Origin of the sequence: Chryseobacterium sp. BIGb0232 (assembly GCF_024810195.1) — a bacterium.
GTDB lineage: Bacteria > Bacteroidota > Bacteroidia > Flavobacteriales > Weeksellaceae > Chryseobacterium > Chryseobacterium pennae.
In genome coordinates, this window is record NZ_JANUEH010000001.1 from 552,539 (window position 1) to 575,379 (window position 22,841).

The window sequence follows — 22,841 nt, forward strand, 5'->3', positions numbered from 1 at the left end:
TGTTATATCATTAAGAATTATTTAGAAAAACCGGATCCGTTAATATTTAAAGTACCGCCGCTAATAGATCTTGGAGTTACTAAATAGTTTACCTGTGGTCTATTGCCTACATTGGCTGGCCAGTAATTTGCCCAGCTGTTAGAACCACCATAATGCCCGGCATCGTTTCGGGTTAAGTCTAAATCGGTATATTTTACATCAGGATCTCCTGCATTTTCATTCATCCCCGTCAATGTATAAGTTGTATTGTTGAAATTCATATTCACGGTACCTGAATTGTTGTTTTGGGTGACATTACCCTGGGTTACAAACGCATTGGTAAATACATTGTAAGTAGCTATTACATTCGCATTATTGCTTTGATTTTGAATACAGGCATTGGTTTGGCCTACCGCAAAAGAAGCGGCATTGTTCATAATAAGAACAGTTCCTGCATTTCCATTATTATTTGAGCTTATGTAAAATGGAGCAACATCACTAGGGGTTGGATTATAAACCGTATTATTAATAATTTCGTTGAAACTATCCGTTTTAATAGCTTGAATAGCTACATGGGCACAAAAATTATTATAGAATCTAAAATTGTAACTCGTTTGTGTGTATGACAATACATCACTAACTATATTGCCATATACCTCCACATTAGATGTAGCCATGGAAGTATCTGGCACAAGAGAATGCACACTCATATACTGAGCTTTATTAGCAGTAGCCCTTCCGTGAGAAAAAATAATAGATCCGGTAGCTATACATCCGGAAATATTGGTAGTAATATTGGCAGTATTGGTAAGAACATAACCGAGATTACAGTTCAAAAGATTAATAGTCGTTCTTCCTCCAGTGGTTGCCCCGTTTGTCTCTACACTATAGCTGCCGGAAAACCAGGTACTCAAATTACTTATAGTCACCATTCTTCCCGCTGCCGGATTGATAGTAACATTCCCCTGAACAATATATTTGCTATAATTGGTTTCGGAAACCAAGGTCAATGACTTGTTGATGATCAAGTTTTCTACATACGGATCTCCATTTACTTTAGGTTGAATAATAATACGATCTCCATCAGAAGCTGCAGTAATAGCTGCACTTATAGTAGAAAATGCTCCACCAGTTCCGCCATTTCTAACATATAAATCGGCTGCAAAAGCCATAGTGCTTGATAAGCCTGTGAAGGCAATGATTAGTAGTTTTTTTGTCATAATAGTATAAAAATTAGTTGGTTTAATATTAAATTATAGTCTTTGTTTTTTTTAACATTTCTTTAGAGCAAAGCACCAGCAATTTTCAGTTTGTCATTTGCTAAGCATAAAGATTAAGGCATAAAAGTTTTAATCAATGAATAAGCATTGATTTTGATAGTTTTTTCGTTGAGTAAATAGTAATACATCATAAATGACATAAGGTTCCTCTAATCATTGATATGACTTGTTGCTTTTTAGGAAACTCTGAGGATTCAATATTGTTTTAGATCACTGGAAAACAATTAGTTCGATGTATTGATAAAAATAAATACAGTGTAGTATAGTTCATTCATGGCATAATTAGTTTTCAGGTTTAGTTTTTAGTTTTTTTAGAAAACAACACTATCATTTACAATAATTTTATGTTGTTGACTGCAAAAGTATATTTTTATTATGGATCATGAAATAGATAATGAAAAAATTAATAATAATTCACTCTGAATATAACATAACCGCTATTTATCAAGATTTACTATGTCCTGTTTGTTTCTGTTTTTGTAGTGATCTGTTTTTGGTTGTAGCAGATGTACATAAAAAAAGAACAGACCTCTGAGATGCCTGCTCTTTTTTGTGTTTACATTGTATTGATTCAGAGTTAATTTATGTACTCCTTAATTCACCTATTTCTTTTACCAGTTTCGGGTACATCTTTTGGAGATCAACACCATTCTTCGGTTCACGGTTCATATTGCGATCCATGCTGTCATAATGATTTTCCGGATAAAGTTCGTCAACGGTGTCTCTTATTTCTGATTCATCTTCATTGTCATGGTTTTCTGAATATGCCTCATCAGACACATATAATAACCCTTCTGCCCAACAATCCCCAATATTAAAGCTATATTTCCCGCTGACAAATGCCTGTATATCTTTCTTAATATCTTGAAAAAACTCTTTTCCTTTCAGTAGTAACCAACAACGGAAATAAATGAATCCGTCATCAGAAAGATACCCATCAAAAATATAATTTCCATTTTCAGTTTTGAAATCAGATTCAAGGATGATGGAAAGTTCGGCAATTTCAGCAGTATAAAGTTCACTCAGTTTTTCCTGAAGAGTTTTTTCAAAAAGGATCAGTCTTTCTTTTCCGAATCTGGAAAGATAGACTGTTAAATTCTCCAGATGTTCATCTATATCATATTCGCTCCAGTGGGCCTTTTTGTATTTATTGGATTTTTCGATGGCTTCCCAGAAATAAATATCTGCTTTTTCAGCTTCGGAAAGTTCTGTTTTCTGCGGGATTTTATCATTTTCAAGGATTTCCGTGTATCCTTTTTTGATTTTCTGTCCGATCAGTTTTTCAGACTCTTTGGTACACTCTACTTCATCTTCAAATTCTTTAATGGTTTCTCGGCCCTGGGTTCCCGTTTTTCCAAACACTATTTTCTGTGTTTTCCCCCAATATTCGATATTCCAAAACTTATCAGAGACTCCATTTTGATTGATAAAATTCCTTTTCATAAAGTATATACAATGTGATTGATCTATTTAAAAGGTTAAACTACGAAAAAAATAAGGAATCTGGCTATTTTAGGCCGCTTTAGTTTCCTCATGATATTGTGGTCTTCCTGATTTAGGCAGAGTGATTTATTTTGTTTCTTTTTTATCTTCCAGATATCTCTTGTAATGAGTTTCATCCAAGACAACCTGTATTTCCTCAAATGCTTTATACTTATGCTTTTCTGGTAACAAATCATAGATATCTTCATAATAAACTACTTCATTTCCGAATAGGATTCCCTGTTCGGAAAAATTTTCATATCCCAGCTTTTCAAAATCGAAATCTGTGGCACCATACTCAAAGCACAGTATGATAAAATCTCTCAAAAAACTATTGAATCTCGGAGTATTTAAATACGCTGTTTCTGAATTATCTACACCGAAATTTGCGTTTCTATTTGATAATACTTCAAAAAAAGTATCTGCCTCAAATGTGATATAAAAATAATTTTTAAAGAATAATAAGGTAACCGGCTCTGCATAAGTGCTATCGTCATTGTTACATACAACATCATGATAGGTTATTAACAGATCTGCATTTACAATTTCCTCTAATTGAATGATTGAATCTCTTTGAGTGTATATATGAGAATGATATAATAGTTTTTTGTTATGCGCATAAAGCTTATTAATTCTGAAAATGGCCCAATCCTCAGTATATATAGTTTGGTCTGTCCTGATAAGATGTAATACATCTTCCCTAAGACAATCGCTCACTTTAATATTATGGGGCAATAAAATACCATATTTATTAGCCAACAGAACATATTGACATATAAAATCTGCCTCATTTTCTTCCAAATATCGTTTGGCTTTTTCGGTGTCCCAATTTATAGTATAAGCAGAAACATCAAAATCCATTTCTTTCCAATACTCGCTTGTATTATTTATTTTATGATCACTCATCGTTATTAGTTTAAAAATTTCATGGGCTGATCCTATTGCTTTTCATATATCTCACCAGCTCTCCGAAGTCTCCCGACTTCGGAATTCCATTTAAAGAATTGTTTTATTGTATATTGGCACAAAGTCAGAAGACTTTGTGCAGCGGGGTCTCTTTTTGTATTACTGAAAGATTCACTAAATATTTCTTGACTGATGATCATTTATAATGTTATCTATAGCTATAATAAAATCTTTTATGCGAATCTTTGGGATAATTAATTTTTGTATTATTCTGTTATTCGGTGAATGTTGAAGAAATATGCCCCCTTTTTCTCCTGCAAATTCCCAATCACCAAATAGTATTTGAGCTTCTTTATTTTGCAATACTTGATTCAAAAATAGATGAATACTAATTGCCTGTTCATTATTTATCCGAAGTTCAAACATTGAGTAAAATTCATTTATCCAATATTCTGATTGATCTTCTTTATATATTATTAAAAAATTTAAATCAGAAAAAACGATATCATTTAATCCATCCTGCACTTCTATATGTTTTACCAGTTTGAAAGCGGCAAACGCTAACTCATCACGTAGTTCATAGTTATCAAAACATACTCTATGCAAAAAAGCTTTATTAAAGTTTTTTAAATCAGGGAATTCATCACTGTCTATATAAGGAGTAAAAAGAGCCTGTTCTCTTCTTTCTATTGGCTTAGTACAGATTTTGCATTTTGTTTTATTTTCAAAAAAGAAATATGACATATTTTTATTTATTTCCTATAGTTTGGGTAAAAATAATATTTCCTTCTCCGTCTCTTTTTCTACTAATCTGATATAAGTCGCGATCATCAAAATAAGAGATTATTCTTTCTTTTATAAACCCAGGCACCTTCATATACTTTTCCAAATCTTCAGTACGGGTTTTACTGATCGTTTCGTATCCTCTTATTTCCTCTGAATCATTCAGTTCGTCTATATATTTTGCCTCCTGCTTATACAGTTCATATTCTTCTTCGGTAATAAAAAAAACAGTATTTTTATATCCATAATAAGTTTCTGGATCTGAAGGAGTTGGGTTTTTAAGTTCAGGCTCTAATATTCTTACCTGCCCTGCCCATTCATTGTAAGGCAAAACAATATATAACTCTGTAAGAAGTAATACTTTACATATATCTTCAGCGGATTGTATCAAACGATAATCTATATAAGGAGGCCATAATTTATCAATATTTCCAATTCCTGGTAAGAATAAAATTTCCGGAAAATGAAGCCCTAACGTTAGCTTGAAAATACCCTGCATTTTTTCTTGCCCAAATTCTTCTGCATAGAAATGCAAATCATCCTGTTCATTTGTACTATCTGAATAATACACAATATAATTAAACTCTTTTCTATAATTTTTCATATTGTAAGAAACTTAACCCCTTTATAAAAAAATTAACCTATTCTAACTAATGTATTAAAATCCATCAAAAACAATATTATCGTTTTCATCCTTTATTCTTTCTATAGAGTGGAGATCATGCTTATCAAAACAAGAAATAATCTTCTCTTTTATGAATACAGGAATTTTCATACGTTTTTCCAGATCCTCTGTTCGGGTATAACTTATAATTAAATATTCTTTTTCTTCTTCTAAAGTATTTAGTTCCTGTATTTCTTTTACCTCTTGTTTATAAATTTCATATTCCTGTTCACTAATAAAAAAAATAAAACTTTTAGATTTAGATATCATTTCTTTTTTAGGCTGAATTAAAGAATTTTTAATATCAGGTTCTAAAATTTTCACTTGTCCTGCCCACTCATTGCAAGGTATAACAATGTAAGACTCTAGAAATAGTATTCCTTTATATATATCTTCTGCCTGTTGATTAAGATCATTATTCTCTATAGGAGACCAAAAATCTTGTACATTTTCAATTTTTGGTAAAAAGAATATTTGTACTCCCCCCCATCCTAAGCTTATTCCAAAAATATCTTTTATCTTCTCATGCCCAAAGTCTTTTCCATAATTGGATAGAATAATTGAATCTTCATATGTAGAATCAAAGTAGCACATAGAGTAATTAAACTCACGTTTTATATTCAGCATGTTATTATTTTAATTGTTTAATTTCATTATAAACAGCTATTTTAAATCATCATCACTCAAAGAGTATGAAAAATAAGCATCGCCATCTTCATCAAGAATAAAAAATGTAACGATGTTATTTTGGAAATAAACCATACAAGGCATATTTGAATGTAAATAATTCTGTTCTCCCTCCGGATCTATGAATTCATTATTTTCATATTTAAAATTTACATACATAGCCGAAGAATAGTTCAACATAGAAGGTAACATTTTATTATGTTGCAGTTGATTAAAAATACCTTCAGAAATAACAGTATAATCACATCTGGTTAATTCTGTATAAGGAAATTCCTCTTCTGCAAAAAATGGAAGTTCGTCGTCTATAAGTTCTTTTATTAATGCGCTAACTGCCTCTAAAGAATGATCTCCCAACAAATATTGATCAATCAATGCCTGTGTATTATTGTAATAAAATCCTGATTTAGATTTATTTAAATCTATTTGTGTTATCCCTATGGCCATTTTAGTTTTATTCTGGTAATTTAGGAATTCCCCATGTAAAACTGGCTAAATTCGGTATCAAATCTGCCCTATTGAGCATAATCTTACAAAAATTTCTGGTTTTCTCTTTTTTGCAAACAAATTCCGTTACCTTTTTCGATTCTAACCCCGATTCTTAGTTTGGCAATCGAAGGTCTATAGTTACTGATGGACTCTATAAAGAAAAGAATGCTTTATCTTTATCTATGTTGAAAAAGAACTGACCATTATGAATTATAATATTGAATTTCCTCAACATATGTAAACGTTTTGAAAAATGATTGAGGTTACCTTTGCTTCATCAATGTAAACCTTATCAATCATGATTCATTCTAAAAACATCCTATATAAAGGAAAGCTTCTTCTGGCTTCATTTATTTTTATATTGCTATTTTCAAGCTGTTCACAAGCTAACAATGACACAACCAACAAACAAAAAAATATGACAAATATCGAGTCTAAAAACCCGGAAACTCTATTTGATCCTACCCCTTTTGCTTTTTCGCACGCCACAAGCGGTATAGGAAACGGAAAATATGTATTTATATCAGGACAAAGTGGTGGTGAAGACCTGCATCATCATCTTTCTGAAGACTTTAGACAACAAGTTCAGTTCGCGCTGAAAAATCTGGAGACGGTTCTTAAAGAATATCATTTGAAACCTGACGATGTCCTTAAAATCACAGTATTGATTGTTGACCACGATCAGGAGAAACTCAAAATATGGACAGAAGAAATGCATAAAGTATGGAAAAACAATAAGTTTCCTGCCAGCACTTTAATTCCTGTTCCAAAATTAGCGTTGGATGGCATGATGGTAGAAGTGGATGCAATAGCTTTTATGCCTTTATAACACTAACCACATAAAGCCGTTTATTCGCAAACAGTCTAAAACAAGGTAATCAATCATTGAGAAAACGGCAATCCCTGCTCTCCTTAGTTTGGAGAGCAGGGATTGATCTATAAACTTGTCTTCAGTTCCATTATACTTTAAAAGTGTAAGTCAAAGCGAAATACAGCATAAAAAAACAGATCAATGTATAAATGCCATTAGCGATCATCAATACAGCTCCCAATTTCGTTTTTCTTGATGCAATGGCTAGTATCAAAGCTAAAATGACAACTCCAACAATCAAGAACATGACAGGGTTTTCCCAATCATGAGTAAACAATACCTCATCATACTTCATGAGTATCACTAATAAAATAATATGAGTAAGGGTAGCAAACAGGCTTAATTTTGATGTAGACATATGTATATTTTGTAAGCAAAGAAAGTGACATTTCAGTTTTTCATTGTCAGAATATCAAATATAATACATTCTGTTTCATCAACTGTATTTTTCAGGAACATTACCTATATAATTCGTTATAATGGTCTATAATATCACGAATGCTTTTCCATGCAGGATCATCATAGGCATTCATTTTAGAAATATCGCCTGCACTCGTTGTGACAATAATCTTCGTGTCAATTCCGTCTACAGGCTGTACACTTTTTCCTTCTTTTACTGCCCGGAATAGTTTCTGATCAATTGTAGCAACCAGTTTCTTCCAGTCCTCAGGTTTCACGTCTCTGCTGTACGTCAGATTTTCGGCTTCATTAGCTGCTACCGTACGACGGTAATGAATGGAATCTTTATCAATTAAAGTGCTGGAAGAAAACCCCAGTCCTCCACCGGCAGAGATCATTTTTACAGATTGAATGGTTTCAGTATGTACCATAATATTGTCATCTGTTTTGCTCTTATTTTCTTTACAGGAAACAAACACCAACAATATAATAATCAATATTTTGCCTAAAATATAATGCTTCGTTTTAATCACTGACGGTATCTTCTTTTTCATATTATATTGATTTGGTAATCTCACGATTAATACATCTTAAAATAAACTAAACAATGAGACCATTCTTTAAAAGTATCATTAAAAATACAGAACGACAAGAAATAAAGGCATATACATAAAAATTGAGCACTAAAAAGTGCCCAATTAACAAATGTAGTATATATAGAGCTATTAGTTCTGTAGTTGTGCCCTGTTAAGCCTCTTTCTGAAAAGGAACAGTAATGAGCTGAAGAATATCAGATAGGCAATATTGAATATCGCTCCCCCAACCCAGCCTGAATAAGGCAGTGGCAGCATTCCCTTTATTGGAATAATAAATAAGGTCAGCACAAATGGGGTCAATAAAGCCATCCATCTTGGAAGTAATGTTTTCTTCAAAAGGATACATACCGCAAATGAAATCCATCCGATAGCTAATACTCCAATGGCTGCTCCCCAGGCTATATTAAGCATTTTCATAAACCCTCGCCCCGTTTCTAAAAGGTATGGATGAGCCACTGGATCGGTATGATAGATTGCCTTATAGATTTCCCCCACATAAAAGAATCCGGCGTGGCCTAAAGGAGACAAAACAGCCCCTGCTAATAAAATCCAGTAAACAGCCACCGAATACCAGGTTTTGGTATCTTTAAAAAACTGGAAAACCAGCCAGCTTGCAGGAAGCAGTAGAGGTCCAGTGAGCGCTCCGATCAAAGCCCCAAACATCAGTCCCGGAGTGGTACCTTCCAACATCAAAGTTGCAAATCCTACATTTACCTGATTGGCATAAGTCTTTGAAAACAATGGATAATCTTCAGGATTAGGATCAAATCCTGCGACAAAAACATCTCCGATAATCCAACATACGGATACCATTATTGCAGCAGCAAAAGACCAGTTTATTTTATTTGAATAGTTCATATTTCGTTCTTTAAATAAGTTTTAGTAATTTTTGATTCTAAGAAATCCGGGGTTATAATATATTTTCAATTTTCAAATCAGAATTGATGAATTCTACAGTCTGTAATCCTTTCCCTTGTATAAGCTCTAACCCTTCCTGATTGGTGAGCAAGCGGTTTAATAGCTGAGTATTCACACAATCGGTGCCTACCTTAATATTTTTCACTCCTACAATTCCGTTGGGATGATTAATTTCTTTGGGCCTGGGATTAGGAATATAGGCAGACATTAAAAAAGGAAAATCAATATCATCAGGCATCAGAAGTTCCCATTTAAGTTTATTTCCATCTCCATCTTTTCTTTTAGCCTTATGAAACCTGAACCCTGTATTTTCACTTTTGAAAAACTGTTTCTCTGAATTCAGGTTTTCCAATGCAGACTCCAGAGACCATTCACACCAGCCTTCTTTTATATTCTCCCATTGTTTCATCCGTTCTAAAACAGATTGATACCCAAAGATCTTCATCATCCATCGTATATAAACAGGAAGCCCGGAGTTATGGTAAATCTCAATAAATACTCCTTTCTCAAACCATATCAAAGCATTATAAGCCTTATCAGGGTATGCTCCATATTCAACAATAAAACCTGCATCCTGTAGCTTTTTTACCGCAATATGTAAATCCTGCACCCGATACAATACATGACTTAGTTGTACATTATTCTTCATTTCTATTATTTTTTATTTGATCTTAATAGATAAAACTAAGTCCATTATTAAGAATCATTCTAAATAATTATTTATCTTTGTGCAAATCTAAGATGAAAATTGGGGCACACAGGTACGCAAAAGGGAGTAAAAAGTCCGCAAAAAGGAGAATTCTAATCATAATAAAATAATAATGGCATTACGGGTCTACGATGATAAAATTGGTGGAACATTGGTGGAAAGAAAATATCCCAATGCCTATTACCAGAACGATGGCGAAATCAGAGAGTGTATTACCCATCTGAAACCTCCTTATGGAAATGGTTTTTATCATGAGATCTGCTTTGAGAATGTTCACATTGGCTTCGGGAATGTTTCACTTGAAAATAAAGTATTACTGTACTTTGAGGCCGATTTCGAAAGTGTTGAAATGCATTTTTCGTTAAAAGGAAAAAGCGCTGCTCTTTCAGAGAATTTCAACAATAAAGTTTGTTTTGAAAGTTATCAGCATAATATAATTTATGCCCATCAGATGAGTGGCCAGATGGAATTCGACGGTCATGAAATGCAGATCCTGGAAGTTAATTTAGCCCCGGATTTTTTTAAGAAATTCCTTCCTGAAGACTCTGAACTATTCAATACATTCAGAAATGCTATTGAGAAACAGCATTCATGTCTTATCAATCCGGACCATTGCCGGATCAGCCTGGAAATGTACCAGGTTCTGAACGACATCATTCACTGCGACAGAAAAGGTATTTTTAAAAGAATCTACCTTGAAGCCAAGGTGGCTGAACTTCTTCTTTTACAACTGGAACAGCTTTTTAATACTACTTCTTCACCCTCATCACTTCTGAAAAAAGATGAAGATAAGATCTATGCGGTGAGAGATTTTATTGTCAATAATCTCAATGAAAACTGTTCATTAATAGACCTTGCCCATCAGGTAGGAACCAATGAATTTACTTTAAAAAAAGGATTTAAGGAACTATTTGGAACCACAGTATTCAGTTTCTGGAATGATATAAAAATGGAACAGGCAAAAAAAATGCTTATTGAAGGTGATTTAAGCATTAATGAAATTTCTGAGGTGATTGGATATAAAAATTCCAGACATTTTTCAGCAGCATTTAAGAGAAAATATAACATCATTCCAAGCCAGTTTAAATACGGAAACGGAATCAGCCGTTAATTTTTTTTTCCTACATTTTAAATGCAGTATTTTAGAAATTAACTCCTATTTTGAGGCTTTGAACTTATTCAGTATTTTCCTTCTGTTTTTAAATATGAAAAGTTACTACAAAAACACACCTTTTATTTAAATCAATTTAAAATTCTATCTTATTTGTTAACAATTTGGTAATGAAAAAACCGGACAAATTCCAGATATTATTTTAAAAACATCAAAAGACACATTTCGTAATCAAAACGCTATCAGCAAATTACATTCAATTAATTATTGTTTGCATAAAATATTTTGTCGTTTTCATAAAATGTCTATATTTACCATCAAGGAGTTCTTAACACCTTCTTTATCAACCGAAATTGGTAACACTTAGCTGTGTATTAAAAGGGAATCGTGTGCAAATCACGAACTGTCGCGCAACTGTAAGTAACAACAAAAAGGTTTTTATCAAATTCATATCCACTGTATGCTCCGGCATATGGGAAGGATGATAAAAACTGTTACAAGTCAGGAGACCTGCCTATTTCGAATTGACGATGCTTTCGCGGTTTGAAGCTTATAGTCAGGTATGATACGGTATGGATAATGATATGATAAAATAGTTTATCAACTCGTATTATTTTTTGAGATGGACAATAGCAGAACAACAGGTTCTTCTATGAATCTACCGCTCATCCGTGTCCCCTTTCCGTAATTTTTCTTTCTCACAAAGCATTGTGAAGTCTGCAGGAACTTTTTATAGCGTTTAATGCATGTAAAAAGTAAAAAATGTACCTAACCCATTTCGATAATTCCTACACACCCAAAAGATCTGTCAAGATCCTGAAATGCTGTTTCCTAAAAAACACACAGATTTTCTGTCTGTTGGCAGCAAATCGAAGCGATACTCATTATTCTCTTTTTACTTCCCTGCAATTAAATCATGATCGTTATTCTTCTCTATCTGTAAACAAATTTCACCTAAACCATAAATATTACAATGACTAAAAATGAAAACTGGAAGTCTCCCGGTACTCAATTCCGGAAGGCTATGCAAAAAGAAAGTCCTCTTCAGATTGTCGGGGCCATCAATGCCAACCATGCATTATTGGCCAAACAAGCCGGCTTCAATGCCATTTATCTTTCAGGCGGCGGCGTTGCTGCCGGATCTTTAGGAATTCCTGATTTGGGAATTACCACGCTGGAAGATGTATTAATTGATATTCAAAGAATTACCAATGTCTGTGATTTACCTTTACTGGTAGATGTGGATACAGGATTTGGCCCATCAGCATTCAACGTCGCCAGAACTGTAAAATCATTGATTAAAGCAGGTGCAGCAGCTTTACATATCGAAGATCAGGTAGGAGCAAAACGTTGTGGACATCGTCCGGGAAAAGAACTCGTAACCAAAGAAGAGATGTCAGACAGGCTGAAGGCTGCTGCAGATGCCCGTACAGATGAAAGTTTTGTAATCGGAGCCAGAACGGATGCTTTTGCCAATGAAGGGCTGGAAAAAACTCTTGAAAGAGCCATTGCCTATAAGGAAGCCGGTGCTGATTTTATTTTTGCCGAAGCAGTTCCTGATCTAAGCTTTTATCAAAAATTCGTTGATGCAGCGGGAATCCCTGTATTGGCCAACATCACAGAGTTTGGAATGATTGATATGTATACGGTTGATGAATTAAAAGATGCAGGCGTAGGATTGATCCTTTACCCTCTTTCAGCCTTCCGTGCAGCCAATAAAGCAGCCCTGAATGTCTATGAACACATCCGCAAAGACGGAACCCAGGCCCATGTATTAGACACTATGCAGACCAGAGAAGAACTCTATCAAAGCATTGGATACCATGATTATGAACAAAAATTAGATAACCTTTTTAAACAAAATAGTAATGTCAACGAATAGCGAACCAACATTCAAGCCTAAGAAAAGCGTTGCCCTTTCTGGAGTAGCAGCAGGCAATACAGCGCTTTGCAGCGTAGGAAAAAGTGGAAATGATCTCCACTACAGAGGATATGACATCCTGGATCTGGCTGAAAAAGCGGAGTTTGAAGAAGTAGCTTACCTTTTGATCTATGGTCAGCTGCCTACCGGAGCTCAATTGAAAAATTACAAAGCTAAATTAAAGTCTTTAAGAGGGTTACCCCATTCTGTAAGAAATATTTTAAAGAGTATTCCGGCAGCGGCACATCCGATGGATGTAATGAGATCCATGGTATCCGCCATTGGCAGTATTCAACCGGAAAAAGACGATCATAATATGGCCGGAGCGAGGGATATTGCAGATAAATTACTGGCATCATTCAGTTCGGGTTTATTATACTGGTATCACTATACCCATAATGGAAAAGAGATTGATGTAGAAACAGATGACGATACGATTGGAGGCCATTTTCTTCATTTATTACATGGAAAAAAACCTTCTGATTCATGGGTAAGAGCCATGCAGATCTCGTTAAATCTTTACGCCGAACATGAATTTAACGCTTCTACATTCACTAGCCGTGTGATCGCAGGAACAGGTTCAGATATTTATTCAGCTATTACAGGAGCCATTGGTGCTTTAAGAGGTCCTAAACATGGTGGTGCCAATGAAGTGGCATTTGAAATCCAAAGCCGATACAATTCGCCAGATGAAGCAGAAGCAGATATCCGTCAGCGCATTGTCAACAAAGAAGTGATCATCGGATTCGGACATCCTGTTTACACAATTTCGGACCCAAGAAATGTGGTGATTAAAAAAGTAGCTAAAGAACTTTCTGAGGAAGCCGGAGATATGCTGTTGTATAATATCGCTGAAAGACTGGAAACCATCATGTGGGAAGAAAAGAAAATGTTTCCGAATCTGGATTGGTTCTCTGCGGTATCCTATCATCTAATGGGAGTACCTACCCTTATGTTTACTCCACTCTTCGTTATCTCCAGAGTTACAGGATGGAGCGCTCATATTATTGAACAGAGACAGGATGGAAAAATTATCCGCCCAAGTGCTAACTACACAGGTCCTGAAAATAAGGAATTCATCTCTCTACAAGACAGAAAATAAACATATCACAATTAATAACTAAATTATAAAATAAAGATGTCATCACACATTTCAAATGAAAGACCCCAACCGGATAAAGTATTAACAGATATTGCAGATTATGTATTGAACTATGAAATCAAAAATGATCTGGCCTGGAAAACAGCCCATTACTGTCTTCTGGACACCATCGGATGTGGACTGGAAGCATTAACTTACCCTGCATGTACAAAAATTTTAGGTCCTGTAGTAAAAGGAACTGTGGTTCCAAACGGGGCAAAAGTTCCGGGGACACAGTTTCAGCTGGATCCTGTTCAGGCAGCGTTCAATATTGGAGCCATTATCCGTTGGTTGGATTTCAATGATACATGGCTGGCTGCAGAATGGGGACATCCATCAGATAACCTCGGTGGAATTTTAGCCACAGCAGACTGGTTATCAAGAACCCATATTGCGGAAGGAAAAGCGCCTTTAAAAATGAAGCAGGTTTTGGAAGCCATGATTATGGCCCATGAAATTCAGGGAGTAATGGCATTGGAAAATTCTTTTAATAAAGTAGGTTTAGATCACGTATTATTAGTAAAACTTGCTTCTACCGCTGTTGTCGGAAAGCTTATCGGTTTAACCCGTGATGAGATCATCAATGCTGTATCATTGGCTTTTGTAGATGGGCAATCTTTAAGAACATACCGTCATGCACCTAATACAGGTTCCCGTAAATCCTGGGCTGCAGGAGATGCAACATCCAGAGCAGTACGTTTAGCACTGATTGCTAAAACAGGAGAAATGGGCTATCCATCGGTATTAACTGCAAAAACTTGGGGATTTTATGATGTTTCTTTCAAAGGAAATGAATTCAAATTCCAGAGAGACTACGGTTCTTATGTCATGGAAAATGTACTGTTTAAAATCTCATTTCCGGCAGAATTCCATTCTCAAACAGCTGTAGAAGCGGCAATGACTCTGCATACCACTCTGAAAGACCTTGGAAAAACTACAGATGATATCAAAAAAGTTACCATACGTACGCATGAAGCAGCCATCCGTATCATTGATAAGAAAGGACCTTTAAATAATCCGGCAGATCGCGATCACTGTATTCAGTACATGGTGGCTGTACCATTCATTTACGGCAGATTAACTGCGGCAGATTATGAAGATAATATAGCTTCAGATCCAAGAATTGATGTTCTTCGTGATAAAATCGAATGCATTGAAGACATACAGTTTACTGCAGATTACCATGATCCGGAAAAACGTTCTATCGCGAATGCCATGACTGTAGAACTGAATGACGGAACTATTCTTGACGAAGTTGTAGTAGAATACCCTATCGGACACCAACGAAGAAGAGACGAAGGAATTCCGGAACTGATTAAGAAATACAAAATTAATTTAGCCCGTATCTTCCCTGAAAAACAACAAAAAACAGTGTTGGAAAATTCATTGGATTATGAAACGCTGATCAACCTTAATGTCAATGAATTTGTTGATTTACTGATTATATAACCTTATACAGGCTGAAAGTAATTCATAAAATTGCTTTCAGCTTTTCCTCTCAACTTTCAACCCCAAAACTATGTCACAAAAAGTAAAAATATTAATCAATGGAGCGTTTATTGAAAGTAAAGCACATGAACATCTTCCTGTAGAAAATCCTGCTTCCCAGGAAATTCTCGCCGAAGTCCCTTTAACTCTATTGTCTGAAATAGATCAGGCTATTGAAGCAGCCACAGAAGCATTCAAAACATGGAAAGAGGTAGCCACTCCGGAAAGAGCAAGATTATTTCTGAAATACCAGCACCTCTTAAAAGAACATCAAAAAGAAATCGCCGAAATCCTATCCAAAGAAAACGGAAAAACCTTTGCTGATGCTATGGGCGATGTATGGCGTGGTATTGAAGTGGTAGAACATGCCTGCAATATTCCAACCCTGATGATGGGAGAAACTGTAGAAAATGTAGCCCGTGGAGTAGATACCTACAGCTATATTCAGCCTCTTGGAGTCTGTGCGGGAATTACACCCTTCAACTTTCCTGCGATGATTCCTTTATGGATGTTTCCAATGGCGATTGCCTGTGGGAATACCTTTATCTTAAAACCATCTGAGCAGACCCCGATGACCTCTGTGAAAATGGCCGAACTATTCTTAGAAGCAGGCTTTCCAAAAGGAGTTCTGAATATTATTCATGGTTCCAAAGATCAGGTGAATCATATCCTGAATCATCCTGAGATCAAAGCTATTTCATTTGTAGGTTCTGTACCGGTTGCTGAACATGTTTACCGTACAGGAACAGATAACCTGAAAAGAGTTCAGGCATTCGGAGGAGCCAAGAACCACATGGTTGTTATGCCGGATGCCAACAAGGGACAAGTGATCAATAATTTGGTAGGGGCTTCTTGTGGAGCAGCCGGCCAGCGTTGTATGGCTATCAGTGTTGCCGTTTTAGTGGGCGAAGCTCAAAACTGGGTGGAAGATATCAAAACTGCTTTAAGTACCATCAAACCTGGAGTATGGTCTGATGAATCTGCCGCATTTGGCCCTTTAATCAATAAACAGTCTAAAGAGAAAGTTTTAAGATTAATCAAAAGTGCCTATGATCAGGGAGCTGAAGTGCTGCTAGACGGAAGTAATTGTAAAGTAGACGGATATGAAAACGGATATTTTGTAGGCCCTACTCTATTCAATAATGTATCTGTAGAGATGGATATTTACAAGGAAGAAATCTTTGGCCCCGCTTTACTTTTATTAAAAGCAGAAACACTGGATGAGGCAATTCAGATTATCAATAACAATCCTTACGGAAACGGAACTTCTATTTTCACCAACTCGGGTGCTGCAGCCAGAAAATTCCAGCATGAAATTGAAGTAGGACAAATTGGGGTCAATCTTCCTATTCCGGTTCCATTACCATTCTTCTCTTTTACAGGATGGAGAAAATCTTTCTTTGGCGATCTGCATTCTTACGGAAAACAAGGCGTAAAGTTCTATACCGAAACAAAAACAATTACAGCCCGTTGGTTTGAAGAAGATGTTCCCGGAGGAAATGTAAATATGACTATCAGTTTAAAATAATTGAATGAAAGGCTGAAAAAAGTGAATATATTCATATTTACAGGGATCAGGCTTTCCATTCTTAATGCTCAACTTTCAATTTAAAAACTATGGAATTTAACCTAAGTGAAGAACAATTGGCATTTCAGGATGCTGCAAGAAAGTTTGCTGAAAAAGAACTCGCTCCCTACGCTTCAGAATGGGATGCTCAAAAAATATTCCCACGAGAAGCCATAGCTAAAGCCGGTGAATTGGGATTTTGTGGCGTATATACAAGTGAAGCTGCCGGAGGGTTAGGCTTATCCAGATTGGATGCTGCCATCATATTTGAAGAACTGGCAGCAGCCTGCCCTTCCACTACTGCTTATATTACCATACACAATATGGTTTCCTGGATGATTGATGAATTTGGAAACGATGAAATCAGAAAAGAACTATGTCCTCAGTTAGCATCAGGAATGTTATTAGGATCCTATTGCCTTACTGAGCCAGGTTCCGGGTCAGATGCTGCAGGGCTGAAGACCACTGCTATCATGAAGGAAAATAAGTATATCATTAATGGCACAAAAGCTTTTATTTCAGGAGCTGGTGAAAGTGATATTCTTATTGTAATGGCGCGTACAGAAAACTCCGGAGCCAAAGGAATCAGTGCTTTTGTAGTGCCGGCTCAAACTCCGGGAATCAGCTTTGGGGAGAAGGAAAAAAAACTGGGCTGGAATACCCAGCCTACCCGCTTTGTCTTTCTGGATCACGTAGAAGTAGATAAAAAATGCCTTTTAGGAACCTTAGGAGAAGGATTTAAAATTGCTCTGAAAGGTTTGGATGGCGGCCGTATCAATATTGCAACCTGCTCAGTAGGAGCGGCACAGGGATCTATCAATCAAGCTCAGCGTTATATGCACGAAAGACAGCAGTTTGGAAAATCACTGGCACAGTTTCAGTCTCTTCAGTTTAAAATTGCAGATATGGCAACAGAATTGGTAGCAGCCCGTCAAATGGTACATCTGGCCGCTTTCAAACTGGACTCCAAGGATCAGAATGCTACCACTTACTGTGCAATGGCCAAACGACTGGCAACCGATTTGTGTTTCAATATCTGTAATGAAGCGTTACAGATACTGGGGGGCTATGGCTGCACTCAGGACTTTCCTGTAGAACGTTTAATGCGTGACGCAAGAGTACATCAGGTAGTAGAAGGAACCAATGAAATTATGAAACTTGTAATTTCAAGAAAAATTCTCGAAGAAGGTGCTACCTTACAGATCCGTTAATTCAAAACAATCAACATCATGAGTTTAATACTTACAGAAATAAAAAACAAAACCGGAATTATTACTCTGAATTCAGAGAAAACACTGAATGCTCTGTCATTACCTATGATCAGAGAATTAGCAGCCGTTTTGGAAGAATGGAAAACATCCGGAGATGTAGCCTGCATATTTCTTCAGGGAGCAGGTGAAAAAGCCTTATGTGCCGGAGGCGATGTGAGGCAACTATATAATGCCATCATCGCACAAAGAGCAATAGATCCGACTCAAATCCCACAGGACTGTTTTAATTTTTTTTCTTTGGAATATCAGGTAGATTATACCATCCATACCTATCCTAAGCCCATTATCGTTTGGGGACATGGTATTGTGATGGGTGGTGGCATCGGTATTATGACCGGAGCTTCACACCGTATTGTTACGGAAAAAAGCAAGCTGGCAATGCCTGAAATTACCATAGGTTTATATCCTGATGTAGGAGCAACCTGGTTTCTGAATAAAATGCCTTCTGCATATGGCATTTATCTGGGTCTAACCGGAGCAAGATTAGATGGAGCAGACTGCAAATTTCTGGGATTAGCAGATTATTACATAAAATCTTCCTCAAAAGATATGATACTAGATGCATTGGAGCAGGCCAACTGGAAAGAAAATCCTCATAAAACTGTTACTCATATTTTAGAAAACATATCTAGGCAAGTGAGTATCCCGGAATCTCATGCGGCGGCCCATCAAACGTTTATACAACAATTTGAAAAAGCAGAAACTCTGGAAAAGTTCAGAGAAATATTAAGCAGTTATCCTGAAAAAGATGAATGGATCAATACAGGGATTAAAAGCTTTGATGCAGGTTCACCAAGTTCTGCTCATATTATTTTCAGGCAGCTGCAGCAGGGTGAAAATTTGAATCTGGAAGAAGTTTTTCAGTCTGAACTTAATCTATCCTGCCAATGCTGTGTTCATCCTGATTTTGCTGAAGGAGTAAGGGCTTTATTGGTAGATAAGGACCACTCTCCAAAGTGGCATCCGGCAACCCTTGATGATATTACCGGAGAATGGATAGACTCTTATTTTAAATGGATCATTGGAGAATGGAAAGTAAATTTTTAACCTCCAGTTACAATTAATCAATTTTTATAACCTTTTAAAAAACAATCATGTCAAATATAGCATTTATAGGATTAGGAAATATGGGCGGGCCTATGGCGGCCAATTTAATAAAAAAAGGCCATAACGTTACTGGATTTGACCTTTCAGATACAGCTTTGGGAGCTTTGGTTTCTGCAGGTGGGCAGACTTCCGTTTCCGCTTCAGAAGCTTCTAAAAATACAGATGTAGTCATCTCAATGCTGCCTTCAGGTAAGCATGTTGCTGAATTATATTCTGAAGAGTTTATCAGTAATTTAAAACCCAATACATTACTGATTGACAGCAGTACCATTGATGCAGTTACCGCCCGTGCCGTGGCTCAGCTAGCGGCTTCAAAAGGCTGTAAAATGATAGATGCACCTGTTTCCGGAGGAACAAGCGGGGCCCAGGCCGGAACTTTAACCTTTATCGTAGGCGGCAAAACCGAAGATTATGAAAAGGCAAGACCAATATTAAAATGTATGGGTCAAAACATATTCCATGCAGGGGATTCCGGAGCCGGTCAGGTGGCCAAAATCTGTAATAATATGTTACTGGCCATTCATATGATCGGAACATCAGAAGCCATTAATCTGGGAACCCGCCATGGACTAGATCCTAAAACACTAAGTGAAATCATGCAGAAAAGCTCCGGTAGAAACTGGTCACTGGAAGTATATAATCCTTATCCGGGAGTCCTGGAAAATGCGCCCGCATCAAGAGAATATACCGGAGGGTTCGCCGTAGATCTCATGACCAAAGATCTGGGACTGGCAGCAGAAGCAGGGCTGGAAACCAGAACATCTACTCCTCTGGGAAACGCCGCTTTAAACTTATATAGAATATGGAGTGAAGCTGGTAACGGGACAGTAGATTTTTCCAGCATTATCCAATTATTAAACGGAAAGTAAAAGTGGAAAACTGAAACTGAATTTTCAACAGAACCACTTAATAAAACTTTCTATTCTCAACTTTTAACTCAAGAAAAATGAATTTCGAAACATTATTATTCCAGCAACATGGACATATAGGAACACTGACAGTTAACCGTCCGCAAGCATTAAATTCACTGAACACGACAGTCTTACAGGAACTGAAATCATTTGCAGATCAAATCAGATTGAATAAAGACATCCGGGTCTTAATCATCACAGGTTCCGGTGAAAAAGCTTTTGTAGCCGGTGCAGATATTAAAGCAATGCAGGGAATGACCCCAAGAGAAGCAGAAGAATTTTCAGGAATGGCACAATCTGCATTTAACGCTATTGAGACATTACCGTTTGCTGTGATAGCAGCTGTGAATGGTTTTGCATTAGGTGGTGGCTGTGAGTTAGCATTATCCTGCGACATCATCCTTGCCAGTGAAAAAGCAAAATTCGGATTACCGGAGGTTACATTGGGGCTATTGCCTTGTTTTGGAGGAACACAAAGACTTCCAAGAGCCATCGGATTATACAAAGCCAGAGAAATGGTATTCTCAGGAGAATTTTATTCTGCAGAAGCCTGTAAGGAATTTGGATTTGTTAATCGCGTTTTTGCCCCGGAAGAATTACTGAATGAGACTCAAAAATTAGCCGAAACCATTGCCTTAAGAGGTCCTGTAGCAGTAGCCAAAGCAAAACAATCATTGAATACAGGTTTTGAGCTGCATATCACAGATGGTCTGAAGCAGGAAGCTGTTTTATTTGGTGAATTATTTGACACTCAGGATCATCATGAAGGAATCGGAGCATTTATAGAAAAAAGAAATCCTGCTTTTACAGGTAAATAATATTGAAAACAAACTAAACAGCCTCTATACAAAGCCCTGTATTTCAGGACACGAAGATCTTTAATTATCAATTTCTTTTATTAAATTTGATAGGGAATAACATGTTTTGCCAATAGAGCAAATAATAAAATAAGAAAGATGATATATCCAGTTCCAAATAACGAAATAAAGAGAAGTCTTTCCCCAGATGTCAAAACACTTTTTCTGGTCCTTTCCGGAATTATACTGACAATTGTAGGTTTGACCATTTTTCAGGATTTTCTGGAATCAAAGAGAGGTGGATATCATTTTTATATCAGCGAGTCTTTCCTTTTTAAAACAGTCTGGTTTTTATACCTTCCTACTGTAATGGTCTTGTATCAAAAGCTTAAATATGAAACCTTTACCAGCCTGTCAAAAACTATTGTTTTGATCCTCGCCCCGATTGCAGCCCATCTTTTTATATTGCCTTGTCTGGCAACCTTTTTCTCTATACTTTTCTATGAAGGGCTATATGACTGGTTCAAGTTTTTCTCCTATAATTTGACCCATGATTTATATCTATTGATGGCAGTCTATACTGGGGTTGTTTTGGGCTACAGATATTTTGGAATGTCTAAAAACGAGATTTCTGTTCCCTCTGAAAAACTTAAATCCAACTCTCTTGTTATTACAAACGGAAAACATAATATCATTGTGAATGTGGAGGATATTCTGCAGATTACTTCTGCTACACCATATGTTTCAATTCATGTTAATGATAAGAAGTATCTGCATTCAGAAACATTGAAATCCATCCACAGTAAGCTGGATGCTTACCAGTTTATCAGAGTACATAAATCTGTATTGGTTAATCTGTCCAAAGTCAGATCATTCAGATCCCGTCTGAACGGAGATTATGATCTGGAGATGTCAAACGGTTCTGTAGTAAGATTAAGCCGGACTTATGCAGCTGATTTTAAAAACCTTTTCCATAAAGGGTCATCGGGTTAGACTATCTATTCCTCAGGATAAAGCATTTCATTTTTATATCTGTTTTTCTGTCTATAATTTTATCGGGAAATCATTTTTAACACGATATATTATGGATTTTAAAAGTAAAATTATGACATGGCTTTTCCTGATAGGATCAGGCTTAGCGTCATGTCAGAATCAGAACAGTAAAAACGTTGGCGGCCCTTGTGAAGGATGTGAAGCTCTCTTTGAATACGGAAATAAAAAACTGACTTCCATTGATATTCTTCCCGGATTTCAATACAATGAACCGAAATTAAAAATAACAGGAACAGTTTTCAAAAATGATGGAAAAATGCCTGCTGAAAATGTCATTATTTACATTTACCATACCAATAGAAAGGGAATTTACCCTACTAAAGGCAACGAAACCGGCTGGTCCAAACGACACGGCTTTATAAGAGGATGGATTAAAACAGGAAAGAATGGCCGGTACACCTTTTATACGTTCAGACCTGCAGCTTATCCTGATGGCAGCGAATCGGAACATATTCATATTACTATTAAAGAATCTGACAGAAATGAATATTATCTGGATGAATACCTGTTTGATGATGATCCTTCACTCACACAGACAAAAAGAAATAAACTCCCCAATAGAGGTGGATCAGGAATCGTAAAACCTTATACAGAAAACAAAATCTTGACGGTTAAAAGAAATATTATTCTGGGAAAAAACATACCGAACTATAAATAAGCTAAATGTATTCTACTGCATATCAACTTCCTGATCTAAGACAATGGCTCACAACA

Annotated in this window: 23 protein-coding genes and 1 riboswitch; of the genes, 12 read left to right on the top strand and 11 right to left on the bottom strand. The window is 36.2% G+C overall.

All coding sequences use genetic code 11. The features are described 5' to 3' along the window. Positions 1-17: 17 nt before the first annotated feature. From M2372_RS02370 to M2372_RS02400, 7 genes are all read right to left on the bottom strand, one after another. Complete coding sequence (locus M2372_RS02370) at positions 18-1,199, bottom strand: hypothetical protein (protein WP_148060723.1); 1,182 nt, start codon at positions 1,197-1,199, stop codon at positions 18-20. Positions 1,200-1,841: 642 nt separating this feature from the next. Continuing rightward, on the bottom strand, positions 1,842-2,702 hold the full coding sequence (locus M2372_RS02375; protein WP_123318508.1) for a DUF4240 domain-containing protein: 861 nt from the start codon (positions 2,700-2,702) through the stop codon (positions 1,842-1,844). Between the two features lie 126 nt (positions 2,703-2,828). Next, a complete protein-coding gene (locus tag M2372_RS02380; protein ID WP_123318507.1) occupies positions 2,829-3,647 on the bottom strand; it encodes a hypothetical protein in 819 nt (272 codons plus the stop codon). A 174-nt stretch (positions 3,648-3,821) separates the two neighbouring features. Next, a complete protein-coding gene (locus M2372_RS02385) occupies positions 3,822-4,391 on the bottom strand; it encodes a hypothetical protein (protein ID WP_123318506.1) in 570 nt (189 codons plus the stop codon). Positions 4,392-4,395: 4 nt separating this feature from the next. Next, entirely contained in the window at positions 4,396-5,034 is a 639-nt protein-coding gene (locus tag M2372_RS02390) for a hypothetical protein (RefSeq protein ID WP_123318505.1), read from the bottom strand. Positions 5,035-5,088: 54 nt separating this feature from the next. Continuing rightward, positions 5,089-5,721 carry a hypothetical protein gene (locus tag M2372_RS02395; RefSeq protein WP_123318504.1) on the bottom strand — a complete coding sequence of 211 codons (633 nt, stop codon included), beginning with the start codon at positions 5,719-5,721 and terminating at the stop codon, positions 5,089-5,091. A gap of 36 nt (positions 5,722-5,757) precedes the next feature. Further along, positions 5,758-6,225 carry a hypothetical protein gene (locus M2372_RS02400; protein ID WP_123318503.1) on the bottom strand — a complete coding sequence of 156 codons (468 nt, stop codon included), beginning with the start codon at positions 6,223-6,225 and terminating at the stop codon, positions 5,758-5,760. A gap of 460 nt (positions 6,226-6,685) precedes the next feature. On the opposite strand from M2372_RS02400, the gene M2372_RS02405 reads away from it, so the two are divergent. Further along, the gene (locus tag M2372_RS02405) at positions 6,686-7,096 is read left to right on the top strand and encodes a RidA family protein (protein WP_123319089.1); all 411 of its coding nucleotides are present in this window, start codon (positions 6,686-6,688) and stop codon (positions 7,094-7,096) included. Between the two features lie 130 nt (positions 7,097-7,226). Here the strand turns inward: M2372_RS02405 and M2372_RS02410 are convergent, their stop codons facing one another. The 4 genes from M2372_RS02410 to M2372_RS02425 form a co-directional block, all read right to left on the bottom strand. Further along, positions 7,227-7,496, bottom strand: coding sequence for a hypothetical protein (locus M2372_RS02410; protein WP_123318502.1), 270 nt, complete (start codon positions 7,494-7,496; stop codon positions 7,227-7,229). A gap of 100 nt (positions 7,497-7,596) precedes the next feature. Next, positions 7,597-8,091, bottom strand: coding sequence for a hypothetical protein (locus M2372_RS02415; RefSeq protein ID WP_148060722.1), 495 nt, complete (start codon positions 8,089-8,091; stop codon positions 7,597-7,599). Between the two features lie 171 nt (positions 8,092-8,262). Then, positions 8,263-8,991, bottom strand: coding sequence for a DUF6796 family protein (locus tag M2372_RS02420; RefSeq protein WP_123318500.1), 729 nt, complete (start codon positions 8,989-8,991; stop codon positions 8,263-8,265). 52 nt (positions 8,992-9,043) lie between these two features. Further along, a complete protein-coding gene (locus M2372_RS02425) occupies positions 9,044-9,700 on the bottom strand; it encodes a VOC family protein (RefSeq protein WP_123318499.1) in 657 nt (218 codons plus the stop codon). 172 nt (positions 9,701-9,872) lie between these two features. Between M2372_RS02425 and M2372_RS02430 the strand changes: the two genes are divergently transcribed. The 11 genes from M2372_RS02430 to M2372_RS02480 all read left to right on the top strand — a co-directional run bounded on the left by M2372_RS02430 (position 9,873) and on the right by M2372_RS02480 (position 22,785). Beyond that, positions 9,873-10,871 (top strand): helix-turn-helix transcriptional regulator, encoded by a 999-nt coding sequence (locus M2372_RS02430; RefSeq protein ID WP_123318498.1) that lies wholly within the window; start codon positions 9,873-9,875, stop codon positions 10,869-10,871. A gap of 337 nt (positions 10,872-11,208) precedes the next feature. Further along, positions 11,209-11,404: riboswitch (cobalamin riboswitch) on the top strand. 440 nt (positions 11,405-11,844) lie between these two features. After that, on the top strand, positions 11,845-12,753 hold the full coding sequence (gene prpB, locus M2372_RS02435; protein WP_123318497.1) for a methylisocitrate lyase: 909 nt from the start codon (positions 11,845-11,847) through the stop codon (positions 12,751-12,753). Further along, positions 12,740-13,894 carry a 2-methylcitrate synthase gene (gene prpC / locus M2372_RS02440; protein ID WP_123318496.1) on the top strand — a complete coding sequence of 385 codons (1,155 nt, stop codon included), beginning with the start codon at positions 12,740-12,742 and terminating at the stop codon, positions 13,892-13,894. Before prpB ends, prpC begins: the two co-directional genes overlap by 14 nt. Before the next feature lie 36 nt (positions 13,895-13,930). Further along, positions 13,931-15,382, top strand: a complete 1,452-nt coding sequence (locus tag M2372_RS02445) for a bifunctional 2-methylcitrate dehydratase/aconitate hydratase (protein WP_123318495.1) — start codon at positions 13,931-13,933, stop codon at positions 15,380-15,382. Positions 15,383-15,452: 70 nt separating this feature from the next. After that, entirely contained in the window at positions 15,453-16,949 is a 1,497-nt protein-coding gene (locus M2372_RS02450) for a CoA-acylating methylmalonate-semialdehyde dehydrogenase (RefSeq protein ID WP_115970661.1), read from the top strand. A gap of 89 nt (positions 16,950-17,038) precedes the next feature. Next, the gene (locus M2372_RS02455; protein WP_123318494.1) at positions 17,039-18,199 is read left to right on the top strand and encodes an acyl-CoA dehydrogenase family protein; all 1,161 of its coding nucleotides are present in this window, start codon (positions 17,039-17,041) and stop codon (positions 18,197-18,199) included. A gap of 18 nt (positions 18,200-18,217) precedes the next feature. After that, on the top strand, positions 18,218-19,306 hold the full coding sequence (locus M2372_RS02460) for an enoyl-CoA hydratase/isomerase family protein (protein WP_123318493.1): 1,089 nt from the start codon (positions 18,218-18,220) through the stop codon (positions 19,304-19,306). A 47-nt stretch (positions 19,307-19,353) separates the two neighbouring features. After that, positions 19,354-20,235 (top strand): 3-hydroxyisobutyrate dehydrogenase, encoded by an 882-nt coding sequence (mmsB, locus tag M2372_RS02465; protein ID WP_123318492.1) that lies wholly within the window; start codon positions 19,354-19,356, stop codon positions 20,233-20,235. 77 nt (positions 20,236-20,312) lie between these two features. Next, entirely contained in the window at positions 20,313-21,095 is a 783-nt protein-coding gene (locus tag M2372_RS02470) for an enoyl-CoA hydratase/isomerase family protein (RefSeq protein ID WP_123318491.1), read from the top strand. Between the two features lie 138 nt (positions 21,096-21,233). Further along, positions 21,234-22,067 (top strand): LytTR family DNA-binding domain-containing protein, encoded by an 834-nt coding sequence (locus tag M2372_RS02475; protein ID WP_123318490.1) that lies wholly within the window; start codon positions 21,234-21,236, stop codon positions 22,065-22,067. A gap of 91 nt (positions 22,068-22,158) precedes the next feature. Further along, positions 22,159-22,785 (top strand): intradiol ring-cleavage dioxygenase, encoded by a 627-nt coding sequence (locus tag M2372_RS02480; RefSeq protein WP_123318489.1) that lies wholly within the window; start codon positions 22,159-22,161, stop codon positions 22,783-22,785. Positions 22,786-22,841: the final 56 nt, after the last annotated feature.

Excerpts from the sequence above, each read along its gene's own strand:
- M2372_RS02470 (WP_123318491.1), top strand. The coding sequence starts at position 20,313 with ATGAATTTCGAAACATTATTATTCCAGCAACATGGACATATAGGAACA.
- M2372_RS02480 (WP_123318489.1), top strand. The coding sequence starts at position 22,159 with ATGGATTTTAAAAGTAAAATTATGACATGGCTTTTCCTGATAGGATCA.
- M2372_RS02415 (WP_148060722.1), bottom strand. The coding sequence starts at position 8,091 with ATGAAAAAGAAGATACCGTCAGTGATTAAAACGAAGCATTATATTTTA.
- M2372_RS02425 (WP_123318499.1), bottom strand. The coding sequence starts at position 9,700 with ATGAAGAATAATGTACAACTAAGTCATGTATTGTATCGGGTGCAGGAT.
- M2372_RS02430 (WP_123318498.1), top strand. The coding sequence starts at position 9,873 with ATGGCATTACGGGTCTACGATGATAAAATTGGTGGAACATTGGTGGAA.
- prpC (WP_123318496.1), top strand. The coding sequence starts at position 12,740 with ATGTCAACGAATAGCGAACCAACATTCAAGCCTAAGAAAAGCGTTGCC.
- M2372_RS02400 (WP_123318503.1), bottom strand. The coding sequence starts at position 6,225 with ATGGCCATAGGGATAACACAAATAGATTTAAATAAATCTAAATCAGGA.
- M2372_RS02460 (WP_123318493.1), top strand. The coding sequence starts at position 18,218 with ATGAGTTTAATACTTACAGAAATAAAAAACAAAACCGGAATTATTACT.
- M2372_RS02445 (WP_123318495.1), top strand. The coding sequence starts at position 13,931 with ATGTCATCACACATTTCAAATGAAAGACCCCAACCGGATAAAGTATTA.
- M2372_RS02390 (WP_123318505.1), bottom strand. The coding sequence starts at position 5,034 with ATGAAAAATTATAGAAAAGAGTTTAATTATATTGTGTATTATTCAGAT.
- M2372_RS02395 (WP_123318504.1), bottom strand. The coding sequence starts at position 5,721 with ATGCTGAATATAAAACGTGAGTTTAATTACTCTATGTGCTACTTTGAT.
- M2372_RS02410 (WP_123318502.1), bottom strand. The coding sequence starts at position 7,496 with ATGTCTACATCAAAATTAAGCCTGTTTGCTACCCTTACTCATATTATT.
- M2372_RS02405 (WP_123319089.1), top strand. The coding sequence starts at position 6,686 with ATGACAAATATCGAGTCTAAAAACCCGGAAACTCTATTTGATCCTACC.
- M2372_RS02370 (WP_148060723.1), bottom strand. The coding sequence starts at position 1,199 with ATGACAAAAAAACTACTAATCATTGCCTTCACAGGCTTATCAAGCACT.
- M2372_RS02385 (WP_123318506.1), bottom strand. The coding sequence starts at position 4,391 with ATGTCATATTTCTTTTTTGAAAATAAAACAAAATGCAAAATCTGTACT.
- M2372_RS02420 (WP_123318500.1), bottom strand. The coding sequence starts at position 8,991 with ATGAACTATTCAAATAAAATAAACTGGTCTTTTGCTGCTGCAATAATG.
- M2372_RS02375 (WP_123318508.1), bottom strand. The coding sequence starts at position 2,702 with ATGAAAAGGAATTTTATCAATCAAAATGGAGTCTCTGATAAGTTTTGG.
- M2372_RS02455 (WP_123318494.1), top strand. The coding sequence starts at position 17,039 with ATGGAATTTAACCTAAGTGAAGAACAATTGGCATTTCAGGATGCTGCA.
- M2372_RS02380 (WP_123318507.1), bottom strand. The coding sequence starts at position 3,647 with ATGAGTGATCATAAAATAAATAATACAAGCGAGTATTGGAAAGAAATG.
- M2372_RS02475 (WP_123318490.1), top strand. The coding sequence starts at position 21,234 with ATGATATATCCAGTTCCAAATAACGAAATAAAGAGAAGTCTTTCCCCA.
- mmsB (WP_123318492.1), top strand. The coding sequence starts at position 19,354 with ATGTCAAATATAGCATTTATAGGATTAGGAAATATGGGCGGGCCTATG.
- M2372_RS02450 (WP_115970661.1), top strand. The coding sequence starts at position 15,453 with ATGTCACAAAAAGTAAAAATATTAATCAATGGAGCGTTTATTGAAAGT.
- prpB (WP_123318497.1), top strand. The coding sequence starts at position 11,845 with ATGACTAAAAATGAAAACTGGAAGTCTCCCGGTACTCAATTCCGGAAG.